Below are 26012 nucleotides of genomic sequence, written 5' to 3'. Positions count from 1 at the left end.
AGATTTTCTTCCCTTTTTTTGCTGGCAATCGTTTGCTTTTACCAGGTGGTCAGATAAAATGCCCGCTTTTCCACCGTGGGATTGCCGCCGATGTCCGTTAACACCATAGAGTCGCCTGATGCGCAACCGATTGCGCAGAAGCAAAATAGCGAACTGATTTACCGCCTTGAAGACCGCCCGCCGCTGCCGCAAACGCTGTTCGCCGCCTGCCAGCATCTTCTGGCGATGTTTGTTGCGGTGATCACCCCGGCGCTGCTGATTTGCCAGGCGCTCGGTTTACCGGCGCAGGACACGCAGCACATTATCAGCATGTCTCTTTTTGCCTCCGGCGTGGCCTCGATTATTCAAATTAAAGCATGGGGTCCGGTGGGGTCGGGATTATTGTCGATTCAGGGCACCAGCTTTAACTTCGTGGCGCCCCTGATCATGGGCGGTACGGCGCTGAAAACCGGCGGTGCAGATGTCCCGACCATGATGGCGGCGCTGTTCGGCACGCTGATGCTGGCCAGCTGTACGGAGATGGTGATCTCCCGCGTTCTGCATCTGGCTCGCCGCGTTATCACCCCGCTGGTTTCCGGCGTCGTCGTGATGATTATCGGCCTGTCGCTGATTCAGGTGGGTCTTACCTCCATCGGCGGCGGCTATGCCGCAATGAGCGACCACACCTTCGGCGCGCCGAAAAACCTGCTGCTGGCAGGCGTCGTGCTGGCGATCATTATTCTGCTTAACCGTCAGCGTAACCCTTACCTGCGCGTGGCCTCGCTGGTGATCGCCATGGCGGCGGGTTACCTGCTGGCGTGGGCACTGGGCATGCTGCCGGAGAACACCGCGCCGACCAACAGCGCGCTGATCACCGTTCCTACGCCGCTGTACTACGGTCTGGGCATTGACTGGGGTCTGCTCCTGCCGCTGATACTGGTCTTTATGATCACCTCTCTGGAGACCATCGGTGATATCACCGCCACCTCCGACGTCTCCGAGCAGCCGGTGTCCGGCCCGCTGTACATGAAGCGCCTGAAAGGCGGCGTGCTGGCGAACGGCCTGAACTCGTTTGTCTCTGCGGTATTCAACACCTTCCCGAACTCCTGCTTCGGTCAGAACAACGGCGTGATCCAGCTGACCGGCGTGGCCAGCCGCTACGTTGGCTTCGTGGTGGCGCTGATGCTGATCGTCCTCGGCCTGTTCCCGGCGGTGAGCGGCTTTGTGCAGCACATCCCTGAGCCGGTGCTGGGCGGCGCAACGCTGGTGATGTTCGGGACGATCGCGGCCTCCGGCGTGCGTATTGTCTCCCGCGAGCCGCTGAACCGCCGCGCGATCATGATTATCGCTCTGTCGTTGGCCGTCGGTCTGGGCGTTTCCCAGCAGCCGCTGATCCTGCAGTTTGCACCTGACTGGGTGAAAAACCTGCTCTCTTCCGGCATTGCCGCAGGCGGTATCACCGCTATCGTGCTGAACCTCGTTTTCCCGCCTGAGAAAAATTGATTTCTCTCACGGCAGGCAGTCAATGCCTGCCGTGACATCTAATTACACCATTCCCGCCTTGAGGATTGCGCATAAATCGTGCATAACTCCCTTATGTGCGTTTTGCGGGATGGAAGACCATGAAATTTATTGGAAAGCTCCTCATCTATCTTCTGGTAGCCCTGCTCATTGTGATGCTGGCGCTCTACATTCTGCTCCAGACCCGCTGGGGCGCGTCTCAGGTCAGCAGCTGGGTGACGGTGAATACCGATTACGAACTCAGTTTCGACAAGATGAATCACCGCTTTTCGTCGCCTTCCCACATTATTCTGGAAAACGTCATCTTTGGTCGGGACGGTAAACCCGCCACGCTGGTCGCCAAAAAAGTCGATATTGGCCTGAGCAGCCGCCAGGTAACCGATCCGCTGCATATGGACACCATCACCCTGTTCGACGGCACGCTGAATCTCTCGCCGCAGACGGCGCCGCTGCCTTTCCAGGCGGATCGCCTGCAGCTGAACAACATGGCCTTTAACAGCCCGAATACCGAATGGGACCTGAGCGCGCAGAAGGTGACGGGCGGCGTCAGCCCATGGCAGCCGGAAGCCGGGAACGTGCTGGGGAACAACGCGCAGATTCAGATGAGCGCAGGCTCGCTGACCCTGAACGGCGTACCGGCCACCAACGTGCTGATCGAGGGGCAGCTTAACGGCAAGGAGGTGGTGCTGAACACGATTGGCGCCGATATGGCCCGCGGCTCACTCACCGGCTCCGCCCTGCGCAACGCCGACGGGAGCTGGATTATCGACACCATGCGTCTGAACGAGATCCGCCTGCAGAGCGATAAAACACTGACGGCGTTCTTCGCGCCGCTGGCCACCATACCCTCTCTGCAGATTGGTCGTCTGGACGTGACCGACGCCCGGCTTCAGGGCCCGGACTGGGCGGTGACCGATCTCGACTTAAGCCTGCGCAACCTGACTCTCAGCAAAGGCGACTGGCAGAGCCAGGAAGGCCGCTTGTCCATGAACGCCAGCGAGTTTATCTACGGCTCGCTGCATCTTTTCGACCCGATTCTGAATGCAGAGTTTTCCCCGCAGGGCATGGCGCTGCGTCAGTTCACTTCCCGCTGGGAGGGCGGCATGGTGCGCACCTCCGGTAACTGGCTGCGCGACGGTAAAGCGCTGGTGCTGGACGATGTCGCCATCGCCGGGCTGGAATACACCCTGCCGCAGAACTGGAAGACGCTGTGGATGGAGCCTCTGCCGGAATGGCTGAACAGCGTCACGCTGCAAAAATTCGGCCTGAGCCGCAACCTGGTGATCGACATCGATCCCGCCTTCCCGTGGCAGATCACCTCTCTGGACGGTTATGGCGCAAACCTGCAGCTGGTGAAAGATCGCCAGTGGGGCATCTGGGGCGGCAGCGCAACATTGAACGGTGCGGCCGCAACCTTTAACCGCGTGGACGTGCGCCGTCCGTCGCTGGCGCTGAATGCGAACGCCGCCACGGTGAACATTACCGACCTGAGCGCGTTTACCGAGAAAGGTATTCTGGAAGCAACGGCGACGGTTTCGCAGCTTCCGCAGCGGCAGACCACGGTGAGCCTGAACGGGCGCGGCGTGCCGCTCAACGTGCTGCAGCAGTGGGGCTGGCCTGCGCTGCCGATTGCGGGCGACGGCAATATTCAGCTCACCGCCAGCGGCAGCGTGCAGGCGAATGCCCCGCTGAAGCCAACGGTAAATGGGAAGCTGAGCGCGGTGAATATGGATAAGCAGCAGGTGCAGCAGACGATGGCGGGCGGTGTGGTGTCGACGGTGGCTCCGGCACAGTAAATAGCCGGGTGGCGGCTATGCCTTACCCGGCCTACGATCCCATGTAGGCCCGGTAAGCGAAGCGCCACCGGGCATTTTTACGGCTCAGAGGTGAACCACCACCTCATCCCCCTCGGCTTTCACCACCACGCCCCACTCGCTGCCCGCGTGTGAACCGCCTTTCACGCCGCTCACCTTCTGCACGTTACGCAAGCACACCGACCAGTTTTGCGCGTCTCCCGCACCGGTAAAGGTCACGGTGTCGCCCTGACGCGATGCCTTCAGCGTAAACGCCACTGCGCCGTCCGCCGCAGGCACTTCGCTCACCGCCGTTGCGCCATCGTCCAGGTTAAACAGCTGGAAGGCCGTCCCCTCGTGCCACGCGTAGTCCGGCTTCTGGTTGTTGCTGCCCAGCGCCAGCAGCGTATTGTCGCGCACGTAGACCGGCAGGCTCATGAAATCGTGCTGCTGCTTATGCCAGCGGCTGCCCTGAATTTCGTCGTTGTGCCACAGGTGCGTCCAGCGGCCTTCCGGCAGGTAGAACTGCACGTCGCCCGCCTCGGAGAACACCGGTGCCACCATCATTGCATCCCCCAGCATGTACTGACGATCGAGGTAATCGCACGCCGGATCGTCCGGAAACTCCAGCATCATCGCGCGCAGCATCGGCGTGCCGAATTCGCGGGCCAGCGCCGCCTGACGGTACAGGTACGGCATTAGTTGGCATTTCAGCTGCGTGAAGTGGCGCACCACGTCGCAGGACTCGTCATCGTAGGCCCACGGCACGCGGTAGGATTTACTGCCGTGCAGGCGGCTGTGGCTGGAGAACAGCCCGAACGCGCACCAGCGTTTGTAGACGTGCGCCGGGGCGGTGTTTTCGAACCCGCCAATATCGTGGCTCCAGAACCCGAAGCCGGACAGGCCAATCGACAGCCCGCCGCGTAGGCTCTCGGCCATGGATTCATAGTTGGCGTAGCAGTCGCCGCCCCAGTGCACCGGGAACTGCTGCGCACCGACGGACGCGGAGCGGGCAAACAGCACCGCCTCTTCTTCCCCCACCGTCTCTTTCAGTACGTTCCACACCAGCTCGTTATAGATGTAGGCGTAATGGTTATGCATCCTCTGCGGATCGGACCCGTCGAACCACTGCACGTCCGTCGGGATACGCTCGCCGAAGTCGGTCTTGAAGCAGTCGACGCCAATGTCCACCAGGCCTTTCAGCTTGTCGGCATACCACCGGCACGCTTCCGGGTTGGTGAAGTCATAAATCGCCAGCCCCGGCTGCCATTTGTCCCACTGCCACAGGGAGCCGTCCGGGCGTTTGAGCAGGTAGCACTTCTCTTTCAGCTCCCGGAAGATCGGGGATTTCTGGCCGATGTACGGGTTAATCCACACGCAGACCTTCAGCCCTTTCTCCTTCAGGCGGCGGATCATTCCTTCAGGGTCCGGGAAGGTCACCGGATCCCACTCGAAGTCACACCACTGGAAGGCCTTCATCCAGAAGCAGTCGAAGTGAAAGACGTGCAGCGGCAGGTCGCGCTCGGCCATGCCGTCGATAAAGCTGTTCACCGTCGCTTCGTCGTAGTTGGTGGTGAACGAGGTGGTGAGCCACAGGCCGAACGACCAGGCAGGCGGCAGCGCCGGACGCCCGGTGAAACGGGTATAGCGGTTTAATACCTCTTTTGGCGTCGGGCCGTCGATCACGAAGTATTCGAGATATTCGCTTTCCACGCTGAACTGCACTTTGGAGACCTTCTCGGAGCCGACTTCAAACGAGACGTTCTCGGGATGATTCACCAGCACGCCGTAGCCGCGATTGGTCAGGTAGAACGGGATATTTTTGTAGGACTGCTCGGTGCTGGTGCCGCCGTCGCGGTTCCAGGTTTCGACCGTCTGGCCGTTGCGCACCAGCGCGGTAAAGCGCTCGCCGAGGCCGTAGACCGTTTCCCCCACGCCCAGATCCAGACGTTCGAACACGTAATTGCGGTCGGCGTTGGTATCCTGCACGTAGCCGTTGTTTTTCAGCTGGCTGCCGGTAATGCGCTGGCCGTTACGCAGGAAATCCAGCGCCCAGAACTCGCCTTTGGTGACGCGCACGCTGACGCTGCCGCTTTTCAGCTCGGCAAACTCGGCGTTGTTTTCAATCTCTACCTTCACGTCCTTCAGAACGTTCAGCGGATAGTGCGGGCCGTTGTTCAGCGCGCCCTGGAAATGCTCAATGCGCACCCCGACAATCCCTTCCTGCGGGGCAAACAGGCGCACCGTGAACATCAACGTGTCGAGCTGCCAGGTGCGTTCGCGCACGTCGCGCGGCGCCACGTACACCACCAGGTCATTCCCCTGCTGCTCCACGTCGAACACCTGAACCGGATAGGTCACATTCAGGCCCGGTTGAATAAGCCAGTTTCCATCACTGATTTTCATGCTTTCATCCTCTTAGTTCTGCAATTCTTTGCTGACCGGCAGGGTTTCAAATTCCTGCTGATTACGGCGCGCGCCCTGTGCCAGCTCGCCCAGAATTTTGGTCAGGAAGGGGGTTTTCAGCGTGTAGTAGCGTTTGGCGATGATGGCGCTCAGCACATAGCAGACCGCAGGGGCCAGGGTAAACAGGCCGATAATGATGCTGATGGTCGCGCTGTTCTGGGTTTTGGCCGCCGCGTCGTAGCCGCCGCCTGCCAGCATCCAGCCGATCATCGCCCCACCCAGCGCCAGACCCAGCTTCAGCACGAACAGCGTGCCCGCAAAGCTGATGCCGGTCAGGCGCTTGCCGTTGGTCCATTCACCGTAGTCGACGGTATCGGACATCATTACCCACTGGATCGGCGTCACCAGCTGGTGCAGCACGCCAATGACGAAGATAAAGGCGAACATCACCACGGTGGCATGCATCGGGACGAAGAACATCGCCACGCTGACCACCGCCAGCGCGGCGTTAGTCCACCAGAAGATGCTGACCTTGCACTTCCAGTCGGTGAGCGGTTTCGCCAGCGCGGAGCCAATCAGGTTGCCGACGCAGTAGGTGGTGAGGAACGCGACGAACACTTCCGGCGAGCCCATGATCCAGGTGCAGTAGTACATCATCGCGCCGCCGCGCACGCAGACGGCAAGGATGTTGAGGATGGTCAGCACGCCCACGATGCGCCACTGGTCGTTTTGCCAGATATCGCGCAGGTCTTCGCGCATGGAGGTGGTGCTCGGGGGCACCTGGATACGCTCTTTGGTGGTGAAGAAGCAGAACGCCAGCATCAGGAACGCGACCACCGACAGCACGGCGATGCCGCCCTGGAAGCCGAACGCCTTATCGTCGCCGCCAATCAGCTTCACCAGCGGCATCATCAGCACCGTGGAGAGCATGCCGCCCGCGGTCGCCAGCACAAAGCGCCAGGACTGAAGGGAGATACGCTGCGTCGGGTCACTGGTGATCACGCCGCCCAGCGCGCAGTAAGGAATATTGACCACGGTATAGAGCAGGGTCAGCAGCGTGTAGGTCACGGCGGCATACACCATTTTGCCGTTGAGGCTGAGGTCCGGCGTGGTATAGGCCAGCACGCAGACGATACCGAACGGGATCGCGCCGAACAAAATCCACGGTCGGAACTTGCCCCAACGGCTGCGGGTACGGTCGGCAATCAGCCCCATGCACGGGTCGGAGATCGCATCCAGCGCGCGCGCCAGCAGGAACATGGTGCCGACAAATCCGGCGGGAATGCCGAAAATATCGGTATAGAAAAACATCATGTACAACATGACGTTATCAAAAATGATGTGGCTGGCGGCGTCTCCCATGCCGTAGCCAATCTTCTCTTTTACTGACAAAACTTCGCTCATCTTTTTTATCCTTTACGCTAAAGGGGGCGCTGAGACCGGTTACAGTGTTTTTAAACCATTGTTTCTTGAGCGGGTATTGCGTTTTCTGGTTAGCAGATTACGTTTCTTGTTTTTTGTGATCGCGGTAAATATTGGAGAGCACGAAGGGCTAACATGAGGATTTTCTTAGGAATTAACTGAAACAGGGGGGTGCAGGTCAAAAGAGAGGTGAAAAAAGTGGTGTGGGGTATGTGGTAAATGCCTGAAAGTAGCTATAATGCGCCCCGCCTCCATGTAGCAATCGAGGCGCGGAAGATCGTCATCTCCGGTGAGGTGGCTGGACTTCAAATCCAGTTGGGGACGCCAGCGTTCCCGGGCAGGTTCGACTCCTGTGATCTTCCGCCAAAATCATTCCTTTTTATACAAACTTTCTAGTGCTGCCAATAAGTCCCTTAATCCACTGTTAAAATCATTTCTAAAATCTGCGTATTTTTTTGTTTTTAACAACTCAGGTATTTTGCAATCTTTCAAAAGTAAAGGAAGCACATGAATACAATTGTGTTGAATTTCATTCCAATATTTTGTTTGCCATTCTCTTTCTACCCATTTTGATGAAACCGCATTTTCAGAAAGAATAACAATTACAAAATCAGCTTCTTCTAGTCCGTCTGAAATTCGCTCAGGAATAATCCCCCCCACTTTTATGTCCCATTCATCCAACCAAGGAGCATACCCATTTGCTTCAAGGTCCATACATAACATCTTTGCAAACGGTTTATCTAATGATGAATGAGAGATGAAAATTTTTGCCCCGTTAGGTTTATTCATATAGCGCTGCTCCACAATTTGGTCCAGAAGAGTAGTTTCAATGTAATGTAATTCTGAAAAATAACTGCACAATTTCTTATATGATATTTTATTGTATGGAGAGCACAGTTTAGTGAGTTCAGCTTTACGATTTATTACGAGACAGGCAAACCAAACTCGAGCAGTTCCTGCAATTTAACGACCGGACGTTTTAGAAGGGGCAGGCAAGATCAGCAAGAAAGTGGCTGATGAAAAGGCGTGCTCAGAATACATTGAGTTTGAAAAAAAGCAGCGCCTGCTGAAAGAAGCCGAGGGTGAGAAAGATATCGTCGGCTTATTAAAATGGGATAAGCAGGCTAAGCGCTAATCCCGGTCCCCCGGCTCGCATCATCCACAAACAGCATTTCAATGCGGTTTCATCCATGCCTAAAAAGCCGTGAATAACGCCTGCGTCATCCAGGGCTGAGCGCGACGATTAACTCCGTGTAACTGCCGGTGGGCAGCAGGACAGGGCTGATATTCAGCCCTGTGACAGTTATTTTCAGCGACATCTTTCAGATATTACGCTCTGAGATCTCTGCTTTTATTAAGCTGTATAGCTTATCTGATAACTCATTAAGGGTATTGTTTTCAGCTTGCAGCATTTTGCCGTTATTTTGCAATATTAAGTCGTTAAAGGAACCAGCCCCTCTGAAAATAGACCTAATACCTAACACGACCTGGTCATAATCAGAATCCAGGTGCTCACGATAATAAATTAGTCTTTTTGACCAAACACTTTCATCACAAGAGACAAGTAATTCAATGATTTGATTAAGTAACGTATGTATTTCTGATTTCATTTCAATCCCCCAAAATTAACCGTCTCTACGCCTGGAATATTCCAAGGTGCAGGGATTACGACTTGCTCAGTACCTCCAGGGAAAATATCAGACTGGTAGCCCACCTCTCCGACATATACCTTCGATCCTGCAGGAATTTTTATCTCATAAAAACTATCGATCACAGATTCAGAACCGTCAGGCCATTTTGGTAACACAGCTTTATCGACACGCGTCTGTAGTACTCCTAAAGGTCGTTCATAACTGAAAAATCGACCCAACTCTGTGCCGCTTTGACCACCTCTAAAAAATGTGGTGTCCTGGGACAATGTTATTTCCTTGTAAGCTCCGCCTGAGAATGTTTCGGCAAAGCGCTCATTTAATGGTCCGGGCTTTATCATCGAGTATTCACCCTCGACTTTTCCCAGAACATGGAGATTGTTAAGCTCACTCGCCGCCCCCAGTCTGCCAAGGCCAAGACCCGCAGCAACAGAAGCGCCAGCAATAACCAGCCCTTTATTGTCCATAACCTGATTGTAACCCGCTGGCGCATCGCCACCGAGCTGCTGCACGGTCTGATGGAATCCCTCGATATTGCCATTATAGATCCCGCCCGCGGCCAACAAGCGACCAGCAGCTTTGCTGTTGATGATTTTTGCAGCCTGAGCATGTTGCGCAGGTGCCGCCGGGCGAACGTGATATCCCGGGCGTTTCAGTTGCCGGGACAGGAGATGGCTGAGCCGGGTATGAAGGAACAGCGGCAGATCATTGCGAAGGTCACCGGATGTCGTCAACACTCCCGAAATAGCATGCCCGGTTATGTCTTTTCTCAGCAGAACGAGCTTCCCAGATTTGATGTCGGCAAGAGTGTCACGGTATGCCATCCACGGATGCTGCCAGTGAAACGGTTGATAACGGCTGACAAACCGGGTGTAGCCCTGTGGTAAATTCCACTCCTGAATTATGCGGTTGGGCAGTGCAGTTTCTGCGAGATCTCCTGCCGCAGTGTCCGGATGGATAATGTGAGGAATGTCCTCAAGGTAGATGTCGTCCAGTGACATTGCCTGACTGTGATGAAGCATAGTGTCCCTTTTACGCTGCCGTTATACGCCCAATTATTGCGCATTCCAGGCAACAGGCAAAGACCCCTAATGCCCCGCGGTTGATTGACCACATACCCTGCCTGGGTTATGTCTGACCGGAGATGGACCAGAAAACGTCCGCTACGAGCGAGGAACTGAAGTTCGCAGTTACTCTCAAAGTCGATGAAGAAATTGCCAGCATTACTGTGTATTAATCAATGGGGAGCAGGTCAAGGGCGTTAAGCCTGTCCACCCAACCGCATATGCAACAGCGGAAACGGATTCCCCTGCCCGTCCAGTTCCGAGCGTCCGACCTGCTCAAACCCCATATGGCGATAAAATTCCACGCCCTGCGGGTTCTGCTCATTCACGTCCACTTCGTTCGCGCCGAACGCTGCGATGGCGTGTTGCAGCAGAAATTTCCCGACGCCCTTCCCCCGGCTCGCGTCATCAACAAACAGCATTTCAATACGGTTTTCATCCACGCCTAAAAAGCCGTGAATAACGCCTGCATCATCGCGAGCCATCACGACCTTGAGGTTAGGCAGATAGGCGTTAAGCAATAACGGGCGCAGCGCCGCAATATCGCTTTCCTGCAAAAAATGATGGGTGGCGCGGACGGAGGATTCCCAGATCGCGACCAGACGTTCGAAGTGTGAGGGGTGTGCGGTTTCTATTTTCATGGGGGGATCATGTTTGGAAAACCGAATTATTTCAAGCCACGCTTTGCGGTCTGTTCCCCCCTCACCCTAACCCTCTCCCTCAGGGAGAGGGAACTGACCGTGCGATTTTTCATCCCCTACCCTAATCTCCATCACCGCGTACACCCCATCCTTCGGCACGACGACGGTGACGTTTTCCACCGGCACACCCGCCGCGAGGTGGATATCCTGCAGCTGCTGTAACGATCTCGGATAAATATCCTCCCAGCCGATACCCCGCAGCACAAAGTCAATGTGCGGGCTACTGGTGAGCATGTTCGACACAATCACCGCCCCGCCGGGCTTGACCAGCCGCAGCGCGCGCTGGAGGAAAGTCACCGCATCGGTATCGTTGAAGTATTCGAAGATCCCCAGCGCGTCGACCAGTTCGGCCTGATGCTCGCCCAGCTCCAGCAGCAGGTCCTCGTTACGCACCAGCGTATGGAGCAGGTTGCGCCTGAGCAGCGTCAGCTGTTCACCCACCACAATGCCTTCCTGCGCCGCCATGGTTTCGGCCCAGCTGAGCGCCACCGGGTCTTTGTCCACCAGCGTGAGATAGACCTGCTGGCCGTCGAGCTTTGCTTCACGCAGCGCCTCCAGCACCGGAATGGCGGCACCGCTCGCGAGGCTGACCCAGTTGTTCTCGCTTTCATTATGAATGTACTTATCCACCAGCGCGGCCAGCACCCGGGCGCGGGAGCGCACGCCAACCGCATCGTTAGCGTGGATAAACCACTGGCGGCTGTCGCTGTCCATTTTTGTGCCGTCGGGCAGGCGGTCCTCCAGCGGGTTTTGCACCACAAACAGCGCCAGCGCGGAGGGGACCAGCCGGGTGCGCCACGCGGTGAGCGCCGGACGGTTGCGGAAGGCCTGTTCGGAATAGCGGTTCTGCGGAACAAGCACGGCCTGCCCCCCTTCGTCGTATTCCACCCTCGGCGGCCGGAGCGCTGGCTCGGCTTTCAGGGCGCGGTCAAGGGAGGCGATCTCATGAGCAGCATCGTCTTTCATCGGCCACTGGTCGCTGACGTCGGGAAATGACGCGCTGAAAATCGTCATATTTTCCGGCGCATCGCCGCGAAAAGGCTGCCAGTTCATGTCGTCTTCTCCCCGTTAGGCTTTTAACGGAAGTCTATCCAGGCGAGCCAGTAATGCCCCAGGAAGAAAGCACGATTTTTATTGCTTCACCCACACCAGCTGGTCAACCCGGAAGCCCAGACTGCGCGCGGTATTCAGGTAATCCTGCTTCACTGCATCCGGGATGGTCGGCGTGCGCGACAGGATCCACAGGTAATCGCGGTTCGGGCCGCTGACCAGCGCGTACTGATACTTGTCATCCAGTCTGATCACGTTATAGCCGCCGTAGAACGGGCCGAAGAAGGAGACCTTCAGCGCGGCCGTGGTCGGTTCGCCGGTAAAGTACGCTTTCCCCTCGCTCTCGTTCCACTTGTTCTTCATCGGATCGTAGCCCCGGTTAAGCACGCTGATACCGCCGTCGCTGCGCTTGCCGTAGGTCGCCGTCACCTGCTCCAGGCCGCGTTCGAAGCGGTTTTCCAGACGGGCGACTTCGTACCATTTGCCGAGATAGCGGCTGGCTTCGAAGTTGGTAATAGGCTGCACGCCTTTCGGCGGCGTGGGGGATTTACAGGCGACCAGCGTCAAAGCAATCGCAACACCGGTCACAACAGGCCATAGCTTCATGAGAATTCCTTTCATTTGCACGGTTGGATGTTAAGTGTAGTGCACCGTTTCGGCGCTTCATCCCGTTCGGGAAAATTCGTAGTATATTGAGAGTATTCCTCCACTCTGGACACGGACATGGCTTACTCCATCGGCGAATTCGCCAGACTCAGCGGCATCACCGCCACCACCCTGCGGGCGTGGCAGCGTCGCTATGGTTTACTCAAGCCACAGCGCACGGAAGGCGGCCATCGCCAGTACAGCGATGAGGACGTCCAGCAGGCGCTCAAAATCCTCGACTGGGTAAAAAAAGGCGTCCCGATCGGCCAGGTCAAACCGCTGCTGGAACGCCCGACGCCGGGCCGAACCAACAACTGGCAAACCCTGCAGCAGAACATGCTGCAACGCCTGCAGGACGGCAAAGTCGAGTCCCTGCGCCAGATGATTTACGACGCCGGGCGCGAATACCCAAGGCCGGAGCTGGTCGCGAACGTGCTGCGCCCGCTGCGCCGCCAGGTCTCGGCTAACGTGGCCGCCGCCATGACCCTGCGCGCGATCCTCGACGGCATCATCATCGCCTATACCTCGTTTTGCCTCGAAGGCGATAAAAAAGCGCCGGGCGATAATATTCTGCTTAGCGGCTGGCACCTGAACGACCCGTGCGAGATCTGGCTCGAAGCCCTAACGCGCACCGGGCAGGGCCACCGCATCGACATTCTGCCAGTTCCGCCAGACGCCCTGGCTCCGGACATTTTCCCGGAGCGAAAATGGCTGCTGGTCACCAGCGGTAAACTCACCGCCGGGCGGAAAAAGCAGGTGGAGCAGTGGCAGCAGCAGGTATCGCTTGAAGTGATTATCCTCTGATCATTTTCTCCTGCGGGAATCTTCACGAAAAGTTGAATATTTTCCCGCGCCGCAAATGCTAACGTTTTCCTGTGACGAATAACTCCACAGGAAAACACCATGAAAAAAACTGCCCCTCTGCTGATCCTGGCCTCAATGGCCTTTGCCCCCGCCGCCTTTAGCGCCCCTGCCGGTACGCTGAGCGTCCACATTCTCGACCAGCAAACCGGGATGCCGCCATCAGACGTGAGCGTTACGCTGGAGAAGCAGCAGCAGGACAAATGGACCCCGATTGCCAGCGGTAAAACCGACCATGACGGACGCATCAAATCGCTTTATCCGCAGGATCAGGACATGCAGCCTGGCGTGTATAAAGTGACCTTCAAAACCGCTGAGTACTTCCACGGCAAAAAGCTGGACTCCTTCTTCCCGGAGATCCCGGTGCTGTTTACCGTGACCCGCACCAACGAGAAGCTGCACATCCCGCTTCTGCTGAGCCAGTACGGTTACTCGACCTATAAGGGCAGCTAAGACGCATTGATTCTAAAGGAATAAAAAAAATAGTTCCGCGAATACTTGGACAAATTAGTCATGTTGTGTAAGTTTTAATTATATGAACGGGAGGACCACACCATGACGACAAAACCAGTGCTGGGTATTAGCGGATGTTTGACCGGATCCGCCGTTCGCTTTGACGGCGGACACAAGCGTATGGGCTTCGTCATGGATGAGCTCGCCCAGTGGGTGAATTTCAGGCCCGTCTGCCCGGAAATGGCCATCGGCCTGCCGACCCCTCGCCCGGCGCTGCGTCTGATCGTGACGGAACACGGTGAAACACAGATGCGTTTTAGCCATGCACCTCACGAAGACGTTACGCAGAAAATGGCGGACTTTACGGCAGATTTTTTGCCGAAAATTGGCGATCTCGCTGGTTTTATCGTCTGTGCTAAATCCCCAAGCTGCGGCATGGAACGCGTGCGGCTGTATGATGAAAACGGCAACCGGGGCCGCAAGGAGGGGGTCGGGCTGTTCACCGCCGCCCTCCTTGAAACCTGGCCGTGGCTGCCCGTGGAAGAGGATGGACGCCTGCACGATCCGGTGCTGCGGGAAAACTTTGTCGAACGTGTTTTTGCCCTGCACGAACTCAACACGCTGCGTAAAAATGGCCTCACGCGCCGCGCGCTGCTGGACTTCCACAGCCGTTACAAACTCCAGCTGCTGGCGCACCATCAGGCGGGTTACCGTGAAATCGGCCCGTTCGTTGCCTCGCTGCACGAGTGGGAAGATCTGGACGCTTTCTTCGTGGCGTACCGGGAAAAGCTGATGACCATCCTGAAAAAACCCGCTTCGCGGAAGAATCACACCAACGTGCTGATGCATATTCAGGGGTATTTTCGTAACCAGCTGAACACCCGCCAGCGCGGCGAGCTGCGCGACGTGATCCTGCACTATCGCAACGGACAGTTGCCTATCCTCGCCCCGATCACGCTGCTGAAGCACTACCTGGCCGAATACCCCGACCGGTATCTGATGACGCAAAACTACTTTGATCCCTATCCTGATGATTTGGGTCTGCGTCTGGCAGTCAAGTGATCATAAAAATGCGAAGGCCCCATTGACCCGTAGAGGCCCAAAGCAGTACCCCGTTTAGACGACATCCTCACTGTCGTCTCTTTTTTGCATTTCATCCAAAAGCCTGTGATTATATACAGTCTTATTCTGCGAAAGGGGCCTGCCTGTGATCCACACCCTGCACATTCAAAACTACCGCTCCATCCGCGAGATGTCGCTGGAGCTGGAGCAGCTCAATATCGTCTTCGGGCCGAACGGGACCGGAAAATCAAATATCTACAAGGCGATACACCTGATGCACAGCGCCGCGCAGGGGCAGTTTTCCCAGGCGCTGGCGAACGAGGGCGGCATTCTGAAGGTGTTCTGGGCAGGCAAAACCCGTAGCGACCAGCTGCGGCGGATGAACCTCGCGGTGGAAACAGAGAGCTACGAATACGAGCTGCAGGTCGGGTTTGTGGAGAAGCTGCCCTATCCCTCGCAGTTTCAGCTCGACCCGGTGATCAAAGAGGAGTCCATCTGGCTGAGCGGCCAGCACCGTCGACCTTCGTCACAGCTGATGAAGCGTAAGAACCAGGCGGTGTTTCTGAACAACGTGCATCACGAGAAGGTGACCCACAGCGGCACGCTGTACGAGAACGAATCGGTATTCGGCCAGCTCGGCGAACCGCACCTTTACCCGGAAGTGTCGCAGATGCGCGAGTCCCTGCGTAACTGGCGCTTTTATCATGAGTTTTCTGTATCAATCGGCTCGGCGATGCGCGCCCCGCAGGTCGGTTTCCGCTCCCCGGTGCTGGCCAGCGACGGCGCTAACCTGGCGGCGGCGTTTCAGACCATTGTCGAGATTGGCGACGAGCTGCTGCTGATGCGCATCCTTGACCAGGCCTTCCCCGGCTGCGTGTTTTACAGCGACAACACCGGCGGACGTTTTCGCATGATGATGCAGCGCGAGGGATTGAGCAGGCCGCTGGAACCGGCAGAGTTCTCCGACGGCACCCTGCGCTTTCTGTGCCTGGCGGTGGCGCTGTTAAGCCCGCGTCCGCCTGCGTTTATCGCGTTGAACGAACCGGAAAACAGCCTGCACCCGCAGATGCTGCCCGCGCTGGCGAGCTTAATCGCCGAGGCCAGCCGCTACTCGCAGATCTGGCTCACCAGCCACTCGCCGGAGCTGGCGACGTTGATTGAGAAGCAGCGATCGTTTTCGCTGTATCAGCTGTCGATGGTTGAGGGGGAGACGCGGGTGGAGAGGCTGGGGTAGTCTCAATGGGCACGGAGGCTGTTTTTTCGCATCTCGCTTCAGTGAAGCATGCCAATAAAGAACCCCAGATACCCGGCCCTGCTTAACCATATAAAGGGGCTGGTAAGGCCGGAGCGCCGGATATTAATCAACTCTCTCATGGGGGCCAGGCCATCATTTTTGATAACGACATTTTTTGCACAATAGCGGCAATGCATAATCAGAAATAAAATTCCGGCGATCGCAAAACCAAAATAACTTTCGCGACTTCCCCAAAAATGAGTGCTTAATTTTAAATAAGTTAATCCCCAGATACTGACTAGAAAGACGATAAATGAAGATGCTGCGATGTTCATGTCTCGCTTACTACCCAGACCAAAAAAAAGCGCATCAAAGAAAAACATCGTGGTAAGAGGTGACTGAACGCTTCTTCCCGTCACTTTACTAAAACGGACAAACACGACAGTTCCGATGAAAAATGCGAACAGCGCAATTCCTAACAGCAGATAAATCATTTGATTAGTCCTTTTTGAAGGGCCAGGATATGAGGTCGGGACTGTTAGAGCCGTTAAGTTTGGAGAGAAATGGCTCAGCAAACACTGTAAAAAACTTTCTTCAATCCTGCTTAGGGCGCGATTTTATACTAACCAACATCCACTAAACGATTGTTTTTGCTCATCTGCGTCCAGATTTTTCAGTTAAGACAGAAGCTGATATATCTCGGCCTCAGCCTTCTCACTTACGTATTTTGCAGTGAAGGTTGTGATGTACTTATCACCCAAAAACTGATTCTCAACAACAACCAAATCCTATGATTTGTATTTTTTCATTTTTAAGAATAAATTCACAAAAAACATGAGCGTACCAAAAATAACCCCATTGAAAAGGCTAAAGTTAAAGTCGTCAAGGAAATTAGCAATCGAATAAGAAGGCCAATGTCCTTCTATCAGTAAAGCAGGGAATCTGTTAAACACCCAAACTAAAACACATCCGGCTAAAAGGGTGATGAAGCCGATAAGTAAAAAAAGAAGAAATGAAAAAAGTATTTTTTTCATTTCAGTTTTCCCCTGGCAAAATCTTCGCCTGCTATTACTGGTAATTGGTTTACGGTACCACACCGCTATCTAGTCCCGAGCCGAAGTGCATCGGTTGGAAATAGTGGTTGCAAAATCATACTTTCATTAAAAATAAATATTTTTGGTGACAATGCCGCGACATCATAAATATTTTCAAGCACTAATCTCAAATTTGTTCTGAATATAGGTATATTTGCATCATCTGCAATGACATAAACATTTTCATTTTTTAGCCAGGATTGACAGAGTAACTCATCACTTGTTTCAAAGTCTCTAAAGCTTATTTCAGACCAAGATATGTTTCCGCTAACAAAGGGATACCCTTCCAGAATAGTAGTTACTCGCTCTTCTTCTTTATCAATGATAGTGAAATCAGCACTAAGAGCTTCTTTACACTCTTCGAATAAACTCATGAGATCTACCTGTTCATTTATTTAAGCCTTAATGGTTTTTCCATTACCTCAAATAGTATTACTTGCTTAACACCATTTCCTGCCCCTTTGTAGGATCTCTATCATTCATATGGATACCTTTTACAGGATCATAATCGACTCGCCGCGCAGAGCCCACCGAAAATATTCCAATTATATTTCTCGGACAGAGTTCTTCAGAAGATTCGCGCTAACATTAATATGTAATTTTAGCCGATTATAAGCACTGGATACCGCGACTATCCCTCGCCAGATTCAAGACAGACTGCCATTTCTTTATCGAAAGTTTTTTCCTCATTTCAGCTTAAAAACTTACTCTCAGCAACAACTAATATTTTTTAAAAGAAATATACCAGCAACCTACACCAACAATAACCCCACCCAACGATGCGCCCTTAATAATCCTCACTAACTCAAAAAGACTTATCTCAACAGGGATATTACGAATGAAATAGAGATAGGCTTTTGCAAAAAAATAAGTTAGCAAAGCAATAATATCCATTGTTAAGATCAGCGTCAGCAAAATCAAAATAAAAGATATTAGCCATCTTTTTTCGTTCATTTTGCTGCTCCATTCTTGTTATTAGCAGGAGTAGATGGGTCTACCACCACATTAAATACTTCATCTGCAACGCCGCCGCCTGCAGCTCCAACAATCCCAGGCACTGGACTCAATCGATAAGGCTGAGATATACCATATCCCATATCCTCCCACTGTAAAGATTTCCACATGGGGTTAACAACCTCACCCAATATCTGTTCTATTAATTTATTACCTACTCCATAACCAATTGCTCCACCCAAACCACCGATAGTTCCGTAAAGGAATGGATTTTTTCCATCCAGGTAGCTTACGATGGCGCTGCTACCAGTATTGATAAGAACTGTTGATTCAAATCCAGTATAACGGGTTAAAGCACCGCTCCAGTAGGCAGCAATAACGTTTTTAGGATCAACGGAACCATTCATTGCATAATCAACACCACACACAGCTCCGGCGCTGATTACACCAGAAATCACTATTGCTTCAGGAAGAATGCCTCCGTACAACACTGTTCCCATAGCCGCTATCGCCATCTGGCAGGATACCGGTGTGCCTCCGCTGCCGGCTTCTTTAATCGCGGCCTGCTGCTCTGCCTGCCATTTTTCTTTCGTTCCCGGTTTTACAGCATTTGCAGCTGCCAGAACGCTGGCAAGGTTGTTATTCTCAACAACAACTCTTTCCGGTGCGAACTCAGCCACCGCAACCACTTTTCCTTTTTCTTTCAGTTGGTTACAACTACTTTTCCCTGTTGTATTTTATGTCCAGGATTTTTGCGCTGTTAAGCGTTTTTGGGGCCACAGACGCTACCGCCCTGCCGTGACACAAGGTCTATCGCGCCACCATCATATAAGCAAACTACAGCATCACTACGGACGCCGAAATCTTGGATTTATATTTCAATTAAGAAGTTCCTTTGATACATTGCCAGTATCGAAGAACTCCCTAAAGATCCTGACAACAAGATCATAATTTTTTGTAAGCTGACTTGCTGGCCAGTAATCTCCGAAAATTAACACTTTTTCATCTGGTTGTGTTAAATCAGTAATTGACATAACCTCATCATCTTCGTTCAAAAACGTAACCAGATAGAAACCTTTTTCCATTCTTACTTGTACTTCTGAGATTAAATAACCTTCGCAGTCTAATCTGTCGACGGTTACACAACCACTAAATAAACGAACTTTGGCTAATAAGTTAACAATATCTTCCCAGCAATCAGGCTTCTTCGTACCACCTTTTTGTGATATCGACCATGAAACAAGCAACCTATTCATCATTAGCTCCTTTTACGCGGAAGCCCTTTGTTCCTGACTGCCAATATAAGGTCCTACCAGTAGTTTCTTCAAATAATGTTAACGACTTAAGCCCTGATCTTTCAGCCATAATTTTTATATCGCTAAGACAGTATGAGCAAACTTTCTCCCCACTTACCGACATAAGCATATCTTTGCCGTTAGTCATTCCTTTTTCATAAGCTTGCTGAATTACACCTACCTCTGCATGAGCTGTTCCCATATTCCCATTGGGAAGGTTTTTATCCGGCCGCTTGTCTATCTTGGCCTGCACAACATCATTGATAAGCGTCGGTTTATTGAAATCAGCTAACTGTGAAGGTCTTATACCTTGGTTGGTGTCAGAAAACTTCACTCCATCCACATTTCCCCTGGCTACGACTTTTAGATTGGCATCAACAACTTTACTTAATTGTTTTGCCGCAGCAGAACCCAAAATTGGTGTTACCGAAGCCGCAATGATCTCCAGACCCTGCTTCGTTTCGGTGTAGCTTTCTGCGGTCTGACGATCAACCCCTTTGGTGACCATGAAATAGTTAATCATGGCATCTTTCACCTGCTGCTGATTCTGTGCATCAACACTAGTGATATCAAGGAGATTGACTATCTGCCCATACGCATCAGCGTACTGTTGGCTATATTTCGAGTTATAAGGGCCATCTTCATATCCCTCTTTTGTCGCAATGACTTTTAGTCTTGCACCTGCACACGCTGAGCTACCCGCATTACCATTACCGCAGGCATCAATAACGTCTTTATCGCTGGAAATATCTTTTTCAATCAACGCATCATATTTCTGCTGCGCCTTTTCGCGCTCTGCCGGATCTTTACTGTTTTTAAGCGTCTGTTTTGCTATCTCAAGCTCTGTCTTTTCAGACACGCTAAGATAGTTATTCTCCACCGCATTCTTCCCTGCACTGGCCCCTGTCGCCGCACCAGCCGTATTTCCCCCGGCAATCCCGCCAGCTATGCCCGCTGAAACAGATGCCAGCGTACTCACGGTCTGCTTCTGCTCTTCCGTCAGCTTCGACGGGTCTGTGTCCGGATAGAACTGTCTGGCGATAGCTGTCGCAATCAGTTCGCCGGATGCGGCTCCCACAGCGCCCGCTGCGGCACTGTTGCCCTGAAGGGCTGCGGTTACGCCGCCGAGGATGGCATGGGCAATCGCTTTTGCCGCCGTATCGTCATCAATGCCTGCATGATGGCCGATGATGTTCGCCAACTCCGGCGCTGATGCCCCCGCCAGCGCACCCGCAATATTGCCGCCCGCCAGTCCCTGCAGCGCTGCTGTGGCCGCCTGGATGCCGCGCTGCATGGCGCTGCCGGTTCCGTAGGTCACCATCACGTTTTTGTATGCCTGGGTATCACGCAGTTTCGCAAGATAGTTCTGGCGCTCTTTTTCTGTCGCATTTGCGGGGAGTGTTGCGCCGGTTTCTTTCTGGGCCGCCTTCAGCCCGTTAAGATCACCCTGCGTCCTGGCAATATCCGCCACCTGGCTGCCAATTTCGCTGATCATTCCAACTGCGTTCAGGCGGTTCTGCTCTTTCTCCTTGTCGAAGATCGGGCTGATGCTGTCGTTGGCATGTTCGGTGTCGCGGCTCAGATCGGCCACGTCCTGCTTCTGGTTTGCCTTGTCGCGGATGGTGAGGGAGCCCTCCGCCACAGCGGCCTGCGTGGTGCCCTCCTTATGGCCTTTATTACCCGCAGCGGAGATCATGCCGCCCGGCAGGTTGCCCTGGAATTTATCCCCGAAGCTGCCGCCGCCGCTCAGGCTGATACCGGAGTGCGAGGTTTTAAAGTCCGCTTCGTTGTGGATATCGCTGAAGCCCAGCGTCCCGGTATCGACGCTGTTTTTGTCCGGTGTGGCGGTAGAGGCGATAACCGCGCCATCAAGCTGGGTGTGATGCCCCACGGTGATATCGAAGCCGCCGTCCCCGGCATACAGCCCGGTTTGTTCGGCCACGGAATCAAAGCGGCTCTTCATCTTGTCCTGGCTGGCGTTGATATAGCCTGAACCGGACATGGTGCCGAAGGTGAAGCTGCCCCCCGCAGCAACGCTGGTCTGCTTGCTGTCGTAGTCGCTGTTGTTCTGCTGGCTGCGCATCAGCAGGTCGTGACCAACATCTGCCACGATTTTATTGCCGTTAACCTGAGCGCCATCAAGCACGGTGTCGTGCCCGCTTTTTAGGATGACGTTTTTGCCGCTGTCGATGGTGGTTTCGGTCCAGTCGGTACCGTTACCTTTATCCTTGCCGTGCGCGGCGTTGACGTTGGCAAACACGCTGATACCCGCACCGTTGCCGCCGGCACCGATGCTCACGCCAATGCCGCCACCGCTGCTGCTGTTCTTGCCGCTGGTTTTTTGGGTATTCGCCGCGCCGGACAGCAGAATGTCGTTCTGTGCATCCAGCGTGGTGTCGCCCCCGGCTTTCAGCTGGCTGCCCGCAATCACGATGTCGCCGCTGTTCGCGCCTTTGTTTTTACCGTTCGCGGTGATGGCAAGATTGTTGCCTGCGTTCAGCGTGCTGCCTGCCACCGCATCACTCTCAGCATGCTGCTGTGATTTCGACTTCTGGGTCGTCAGCGAGAGGCTCACACCCATTGCGTTCGGGTCACCGGTGGTTGCCGCCATATCCGCTGCCTGCCCGGCCTGCACGCCGGACAGCACCGTTTTGGTGGCCTGAAGGGCTTTCAGACGGCCATCACTTTGCTCTTTGGTCTCCTGCGCCGCGCTCACGGCATTGTTAATAGCGCTACCGACGGTGCCGGAGAGCGCCACGGTGAGTCCGCTTTTCTTCTGCTCGAAGGTTTCATCCCGGGTGCGCTTGTCGTGCCCCGGCTCGATGATGACGCTGTCGCCGCTGAGGCTTAAATCTTTCCCGGCGATAAGATCCGCGCCGCCGATGTGGGCCTGGTTTCCTGCAGAAATCGCGACGTTACCCCCCGTCGAGCCCACCGTACTGAAGCTCTGACTCTGGGTGGTGCCCTTCTCACGGAGATCGTGCGTGCTTTTGCTGCTGCCGATGGTGAAACCAATCCCGCCCGAGCCCATCAGGCCGGATTTTTTCTCTTCCTTAAAGCGCCAGGAGGTATCGCTGTTCGTGGCCGCCACAATATCGACGTTGTTGCCCGCCTTAAGCTTCACGTCGCCATCGCCCGCCACGGCGGATCCGTTCACCAGCAGGTTATTGCCCGCAACGACCTGCACGTTATCGCCGCTCAGCAATGAGCCGGATTCACGCGTCGCGCTGTTCTCCTCGATGGTGTGGGTGGTTTTCTTGCTGAGGAAACCTTTTTTGGTTTTGGCCTGCTCTTTGTAGTGATAATCGCTTTCGGTTGCGGTATTGAGAGTGACGTCGCGGCCCGCCGCCACGCCGATATCGCCCTTCGCCGTCACCTGCGCGGCTTCGGTGGTGACATCGCGCCCCGCGAGGATCTGGGTATTCGCCCCGCTGGCGATCTCGGTTCCCTGCTGGCGTACCGATTCGTTGATGACGGTTTTCTTGCCTGACTTATAGCTATCGCCCTGCGTGGTCTCTTCCGCAGCCAGATTCACGTCGCGACCCGCCTGCAGCCCGACGCTTTTCTCCGCCGCCAGCGCGGCGGCCTGCGCGTTGATATCCTGCCCGGCCTTCAGCACCAGGTTATCGCCTGCGGAAATCGTGGTGCGAGCGAGTCTGGTGCTGTGGGATTCGCTTTTCCCTTTACGGCTGCTTTCGCTGATCTGTACCGCGTTCATATTGAGATCGTTGCCCGCGTTCAGCAGCATATCGCCGCCGGAGGTCAGGTTTGCCCCGGTAACGGTGATGTTTTTCCACGCCTCAAGCGACAGGCTATCCTGTGCGGTAATGGACGCCGTGTTGCCCAGCTGGGTGTCTTTCAGGCCGATCGTGCCGTACTTCCCTCCGGCGTTGATATCAATCTGTTCAACCTGGGTCAGGTTGTTGATGCTGCCGTCCATGCTCTCCAGCGCGACCGTTTTGCCGCTGATGGTAGAGCTGATGTTATTGATATCGCCGATGGCGCTCAGGTTGAGGTCGCCGCCCGCTTTCATCAGGCCATTGCTGAGGTTGCTGATGCTGTTCTGGCTATCGAGCGTCAGGCTGTTTTTCGCCAGCAGCGAGCTGCCGCTGTTTGTGATGTCGCCGCCCTTCAGGGTGACGTTGTTGCCCGCGATTACGCTGCCGTTATAGACGGTGACGTCCTTCGGAGACAGGTAGAGTTTCGGTACCATCACGGTTTCGCCGTTGACGGTGGCTTTCTCCCACCACAGCAGGCTGTGGTCGAGCGCGGCAATCTGATCGGCGGTCAGCGAGACGCCAAACTGCAGGCCCAGCGACTGCTGCGCCGCCGCCGCGTTATCCATCAGATAGCGCATTTGATCCAGATCGGAACCGATGCCGTTCAGGTAGCGGTTACCGGTCTGGTTGAGCACCACGTTGGAGACATAGCGGGTATCGAACGCCGCATCGCCGAGGAAGCGGTAGTCGTAATCCGGGTTCAGGTTGAGGCGGCCGAGCATGTAAGACGAGCCGAGGAACTGCTTCTCGTCGGTAAACGCCAGCCGCGTCTCCTGCGGCGCCGTGGACGACGGTTTGACCCCGAGCATTGCGTTCAGGTCGGCAAACAGGGCGGGATCAAGCTGTCCGAGACCGTTCAGTTTCGGGTTGATGCTGATCAGGTACGGGCTTTTCGGGTTGTCGGAGAAGACAAAATAGCCGTTGTTGCCCGACGGAAGCGGGTAAGCGCTGGTATCGACGCGCTGGCCCTGGTAATGCCCGACGGCGCCGCCCTGAGCGGTTCTGAGATCGGCGGTGGTGACCCCGGCGTTCGCCAGTGCGCCCAGCTGGCCGAGGTTCGCGTTGCCTTTCTGCGTGGTGCCAATGTTGCTGAGAGGCGTGCCGGACGCGCCGCCGTTTTCCAGCGCGCCGCCGCCGTTAAGCTGCTGCAGCGCACCCTGGAGCTGATCGTTCCACTGCGGCGAGTTCACCGCCACGGTGCCGGTAGCGTTCAGCCCCTGTTTTTGCACGCCGCTGCCGACGCTCTGGTTGCTTAGGGTGTTCAGCGACGGCGTGGAGATAACGTTGCTAACGCCGCCCGCGTTCGCTGTGGTATTGGTGTTGCTGATGTTACTGGTGAAGTTTGCGGTGACGTTACCGCCGGCTTGTATAACAGCGCGGTAAACAGGGCCATCAGGAACAGAACCTGAAGAACTCTTAGGCCTGTAAACAACCGTAGGGAAATCACCATCGGAGCCTGACATAGTGGATAATTGGTAAACAATTTCACTGGAGCTTTTACCAGACTGGTAACTTTGATTATTTAACTGATTTCCGGAAATATTGATATTGCCAGTTGCCAGCATATTACTGGCCTGATTAATAAGCTCATTGCTGGAAATATTCAAATCTTTTCCTGCAGAAAGTCTCCCTGCGGTACCTTGCGTGTGTATAGTTACATTTTCTTCCGGTCCGTTACTGAGTACAACTTCATCGGGTATAAGATCAATATGCATCTTAACTTCAATGTAAGGACCTTTACTGTCCTCCCCAAAATGGGCATTGGAAGGTAATTGTTTATTTAAGTCCCCTGAATTAGTCGGACTACTGCTTTCTGTTTTTACATCAAAAACTTCGTAATGATTAAAAAAACGATTAGTTTTAATTGTAATATCGCCATTCTGCGTCTCAATATTCCCCGACGTATTCACCACCTGGCTGTTCGCATTCCCTGCCGCATCCCGCTGCATCCACAGGTTGTTTCCCGCCATGATGTCGCCGCGCTGGTTGGTGATGCTGTCGGCAAACAGCGCCAGGTTATTCGCCGCGTACAGCAGCGCGGTGTTGACGATGGCGCCCGGCGCGCTCAGGGTCAGCGAGCCGCGCGTGCCGGTGAAGCCGTCGACGGTAATGTTGCTCCGGCTGGCCACGGTGATGTCGCCCCCGCCCTGCACCGAGCCCGCGGCGTTCAGCGCCACGCTGCTGCCGGAGAGCGTGCTCGCGCCGCCGCCGGTGGTGATTTGTCCGTTGTTGCTGAGCTGCCCGCCCGCATTCAGGTTGACCGCCTGCCCCTGCAGCACGCTGCGGTTATCAATGTCGCCGCCGCTGTTGATGGTGAGGGTTCTGCCTGCCGCCACGGCGGTTCTGCTGGTAAACGCGTTCGTCAGCTGCAGCGTTAAGTCCCCCAGGGACACCAGCTGGCCGGTAAGGTCCAGCCCCCGGCTCTGCAGCCACAGGCTGCCGCCGCTCAGCAGCTTGCCGCCCGCGCTCTGGGTTACCTGGTCCGCGCCAATATTCAGCTGCGTGTTGCCGAGCAGCGTGCCGCTGTTGTTCAGCTGGCCGTAGTTAACCGTCAGCTGTCCCGCCTGGGTGGTGCCCTGGCTGGCGAAATTGGTGCCGGTCAGGGTGGCGCGATCGGCCACCCACGTGCCGCCGTTGGTGGCGTTTGCCGCATTGAGTATCAGGTCGGTGGCCTGCAGCCAGCCGGTGCCGGTGAACTGCGGCGTGCCGAGCGTCAGGCGCGCGCCGGAGAGGACTCTGCCGTCGTTACGCGCCTGCGAGGAGGCGGTCACGCGCGTCTCGCCGCCGCCCTGGATCAGGCCGTAGTTAAACAGCGCGGGCGTGGTCAGCGTCAGCGCATCGCGGCTGACGATTTCGCCCCCGCTGTTGTTGGTCAGCGTCCCGCTGAGGGCCAGCGTCGCGCCGTTATCGCCCTGCAGACGTCCGTTGTTGGTGAGCGCCCCGGTGGTGATACCGAGCGTGCCCCCCTGCATTTTGCCGTCGCTGGTGACGGAGGCCGCCGTGACGTTCAGCGCCCCGCCGGACAGCAGGGTGCCGCCAGACTGCTGGCT

20 protein-coding genes, 1 tRNA gene and 2 pseudogenes are annotated in these 26012 nt (G+C 55.1%); 8 read left to right on the top strand and 15 right to left on the bottom strand.

What is annotated here, in order from left to right; genetic code table 11:
• Positions 1-90: 90 nt before the first annotated feature.
• Both xanP and DOU50_RS22305 read left to right on the top strand, forming a co-directional pair.
• On the top strand, positions 91-1482 hold the full coding sequence (gene xanP, locus DOU50_RS22310; RefSeq protein ID WP_148770318.1) for a xanthine/proton symporter XanP: 1392 nt from the start codon (positions 91-93) through the stop codon (positions 1480-1482).
• Positions 1483-1601: 119 nt separating this feature from the next.
• Positions 1602-3296 carry an AsmA family protein gene (locus DOU50_RS22305; protein ID WP_148770316.1) on the top strand — a complete coding sequence of 565 codons (1695 nt, stop codon included), beginning with the start codon at positions 1602-1604 and terminating at the stop codon, positions 3294-3296.
• 84 nt (positions 3297-3380) lie between these two features.
• Here DOU50_RS22305 and yicI read toward each other — a convergent pair whose 3' ends face one another.
• Both yicI and DOU50_RS22295 read right to left on the bottom strand, forming a co-directional pair.
• Positions 3381-5699, bottom strand: coding sequence for an alpha-xylosidase (gene yicI / locus DOU50_RS22300; protein ID WP_148770314.1), 2319 nt, complete (start codon positions 5697-5699; stop codon positions 3381-3383).
• 12 nt (positions 5700-5711) lie between these two features.
• Complete coding sequence (locus tag DOU50_RS22295; RefSeq protein ID WP_063622793.1) at positions 5712-7103, bottom strand: glycoside-pentoside-hexuronide family transporter; 1392 nt, start codon at positions 7101-7103, stop codon at positions 5712-5714.
• A 289-nt stretch (positions 7104-7392) separates the two neighbouring features.
• Between DOU50_RS22295 and DOU50_RS22290 the strand changes: the two genes are divergently transcribed.
• Positions 7393-7487: transfer RNA gene (locus tag DOU50_RS22290), tRNA-Sec, on the top strand.
• A 3-nt stretch (positions 7488-7490) separates the two neighbouring features.
• Here the strand turns inward: DOU50_RS22290 and DOU50_RS22285 are convergent.
• Complete coding sequence (locus tag DOU50_RS22285) at positions 7491-7910, bottom strand: toll/interleukin-1 receptor domain-containing protein (protein ID WP_228117545.1); 420 nt, start codon at positions 7908-7910, stop codon at positions 7491-7493.
• A 134-nt stretch (positions 7911-8044) separates the two neighbouring features.
• Here DOU50_RS22285 and rhuM point away from each other — a divergent pair.
• Positions 8045-8256, top strand: a pseudogene (gene rhuM / locus DOU50_RS22280) (RhuM family protein); the annotation flags it as partial.
• On the opposite strand, the pseudogene DOU50_RS24035 reads toward rhuM, so the two are convergent.
• From DOU50_RS24035 to DOU50_RS22255, 6 genes and pseudogenes are all read right to left on the bottom strand, one after another.
• Positions 8255-8352 (bottom strand): annotated as a pseudogene (locus DOU50_RS24035) (GNAT family N-acetyltransferase); the annotation flags it as partial. The pseudogenes rhuM and DOU50_RS24035 overlap by 2 nt on opposite strands.
• A gap of 91 nt (positions 8353-8443) precedes the next feature.
• The gene (locus tag DOU50_RS22275) at positions 8444-8731 is read right to left on the bottom strand and encodes a DUF6966 domain-containing protein (protein WP_061716225.1); all 288 of its coding nucleotides are present in this window, start codon (positions 8729-8731) and stop codon (positions 8444-8446) included.
• Positions 8728-9792, bottom strand: a complete 1065-nt coding sequence (locus DOU50_RS22270) for a hypothetical protein (protein WP_148770310.1) — start codon at positions 9790-9792, stop codon at positions 8728-8730. Before DOU50_RS22270 ends, DOU50_RS22275 begins: the two co-directional genes overlap by 4 nt.
• A 239-nt stretch (positions 9793-10031) precedes the next feature.
• Positions 10032-10475 (bottom strand): acetyltransferase, encoded by a 444-nt coding sequence (locus tag DOU50_RS22265; RefSeq protein WP_148770308.1) that lies wholly within the window; start codon positions 10473-10475, stop codon positions 10032-10034.
• A 66-nt stretch (positions 10476-10541) separates the two neighbouring features.
• Complete coding sequence (locus tag DOU50_RS22260) at positions 10542-11588, bottom strand: class I SAM-dependent methyltransferase (RefSeq protein WP_148770306.1); 1047 nt, start codon at positions 11586-11588, stop codon at positions 10542-10544.
• 78 nt (positions 11589-11666) lie between these two features.
• The gene (locus DOU50_RS22255; protein WP_148770304.1) at positions 11667-12191 is read right to left on the bottom strand and encodes a lipocalin family protein; all 525 of its coding nucleotides are present in this window, start codon (positions 12189-12191) and stop codon (positions 11667-11669) included.
• 117 nt (positions 12192-12308) lie between these two features.
• Between DOU50_RS22255 and DOU50_RS22250 the strand changes: the two genes are divergently transcribed.
• The 4 genes from DOU50_RS22250 to DOU50_RS22235 all read left to right on the top strand — a co-directional run bounded on the left by DOU50_RS22250 (position 12309) and on the right by DOU50_RS22235 (position 15840).
• Positions 12309-13034 carry a MerR family transcriptional regulator gene (locus DOU50_RS22250; protein WP_008500116.1) on the top strand — a complete coding sequence of 242 codons (726 nt, stop codon included), beginning with the start codon at positions 12309-12311 and terminating at the stop codon, positions 13032-13034.
• 99 nt (positions 13035-13133) lie between these two features.
• Entirely contained in the window at positions 13134-13544 is a 411-nt protein-coding gene (gene uraH / locus DOU50_RS22245; RefSeq protein WP_008500117.1) for a hydroxyisourate hydrolase, read from the top strand.
• Between the two features lie 102 nt (positions 13545-13646).
• Positions 13647-14606: a YbgA family protein gene (locus tag DOU50_RS22240; RefSeq protein WP_048030819.1), complete on the top strand. Its 960-nt coding sequence runs from the start codon at positions 13647-13649 to the stop codon at positions 14604-14606.
• 145 nt (positions 14607-14751) lie between these two features.
• On the top strand, positions 14752-15840 hold the full coding sequence (locus tag DOU50_RS22235) for an AAA family ATPase (protein ID WP_100122868.1): 1089 nt from the start codon (positions 14752-14754) through the stop codon (positions 15838-15840).
• 38 nt (positions 15841-15878) lie between these two features.
• Here the strand turns inward: DOU50_RS22235 and DOU50_RS22230 are convergent, their stop codons facing one another.
• The 6 genes from DOU50_RS22230 to DOU50_RS23925 all read right to left on the bottom strand — a co-directional run.
• Entirely contained in the window at positions 15879-16334 is a 456-nt protein-coding gene (locus DOU50_RS22230) for a hypothetical protein (RefSeq protein ID WP_008500120.1), read from the bottom strand.
• 605 nt (positions 16335-16939) lie between these two features.
• Positions 16940-17308: a hypothetical protein gene (locus DOU50_RS22225; protein ID WP_148770302.1), complete on the bottom strand. Its 369-nt coding sequence runs from the start codon at positions 17306-17308 to the stop codon at positions 16940-16942.
• A gap of 346 nt (positions 17309-17654) precedes the next feature.
• Complete coding sequence (locus DOU50_RS22220; protein ID WP_032654403.1) at positions 17655-17888, bottom strand: hypothetical protein; 234 nt, start codon at positions 17886-17888, stop codon at positions 17655-17657.
• Positions 17885-18568 carry a hypothetical protein gene (locus DOU50_RS22215; protein ID WP_148770300.1) on the bottom strand — a complete coding sequence of 228 codons (684 nt, stop codon included), beginning with the start codon at positions 18566-18568 and terminating at the stop codon, positions 17885-17887. The genes DOU50_RS22220 and DOU50_RS22215 overlap by 4 nt, the downstream gene beginning before the upstream one ends.
• A gap of 198 nt (positions 18569-18766) precedes the next feature.
• Positions 18767-19147: a DUF6911 family protein gene (locus tag DOU50_RS22210; RefSeq protein ID WP_227156939.1), complete on the bottom strand. Its 381-nt coding sequence runs from the start codon at positions 19145-19147 to the stop codon at positions 18767-18769.
• Positions 19137-26012 (bottom strand): hemagglutinin repeat-containing protein (locus tag DOU50_RS23925; protein WP_228117544.1); only part of this gene is annotated, 6876 nt, incomplete at its 5' end. The genes DOU50_RS23925 and DOU50_RS22210, both read right to left, overlap by 11 nt.

Source organism: Enterobacter sp. C6 (assembly GCF_008122455.1).
Classification (GTDB): Bacteria; Pseudomonadota; Gammaproteobacteria; order Enterobacterales; family Enterobacteriaceae; genus Enterobacter; species Enterobacter pseudoroggenkampii.
This window is presented reverse-complemented; position numbering and strand designations above follow the sequence as displayed.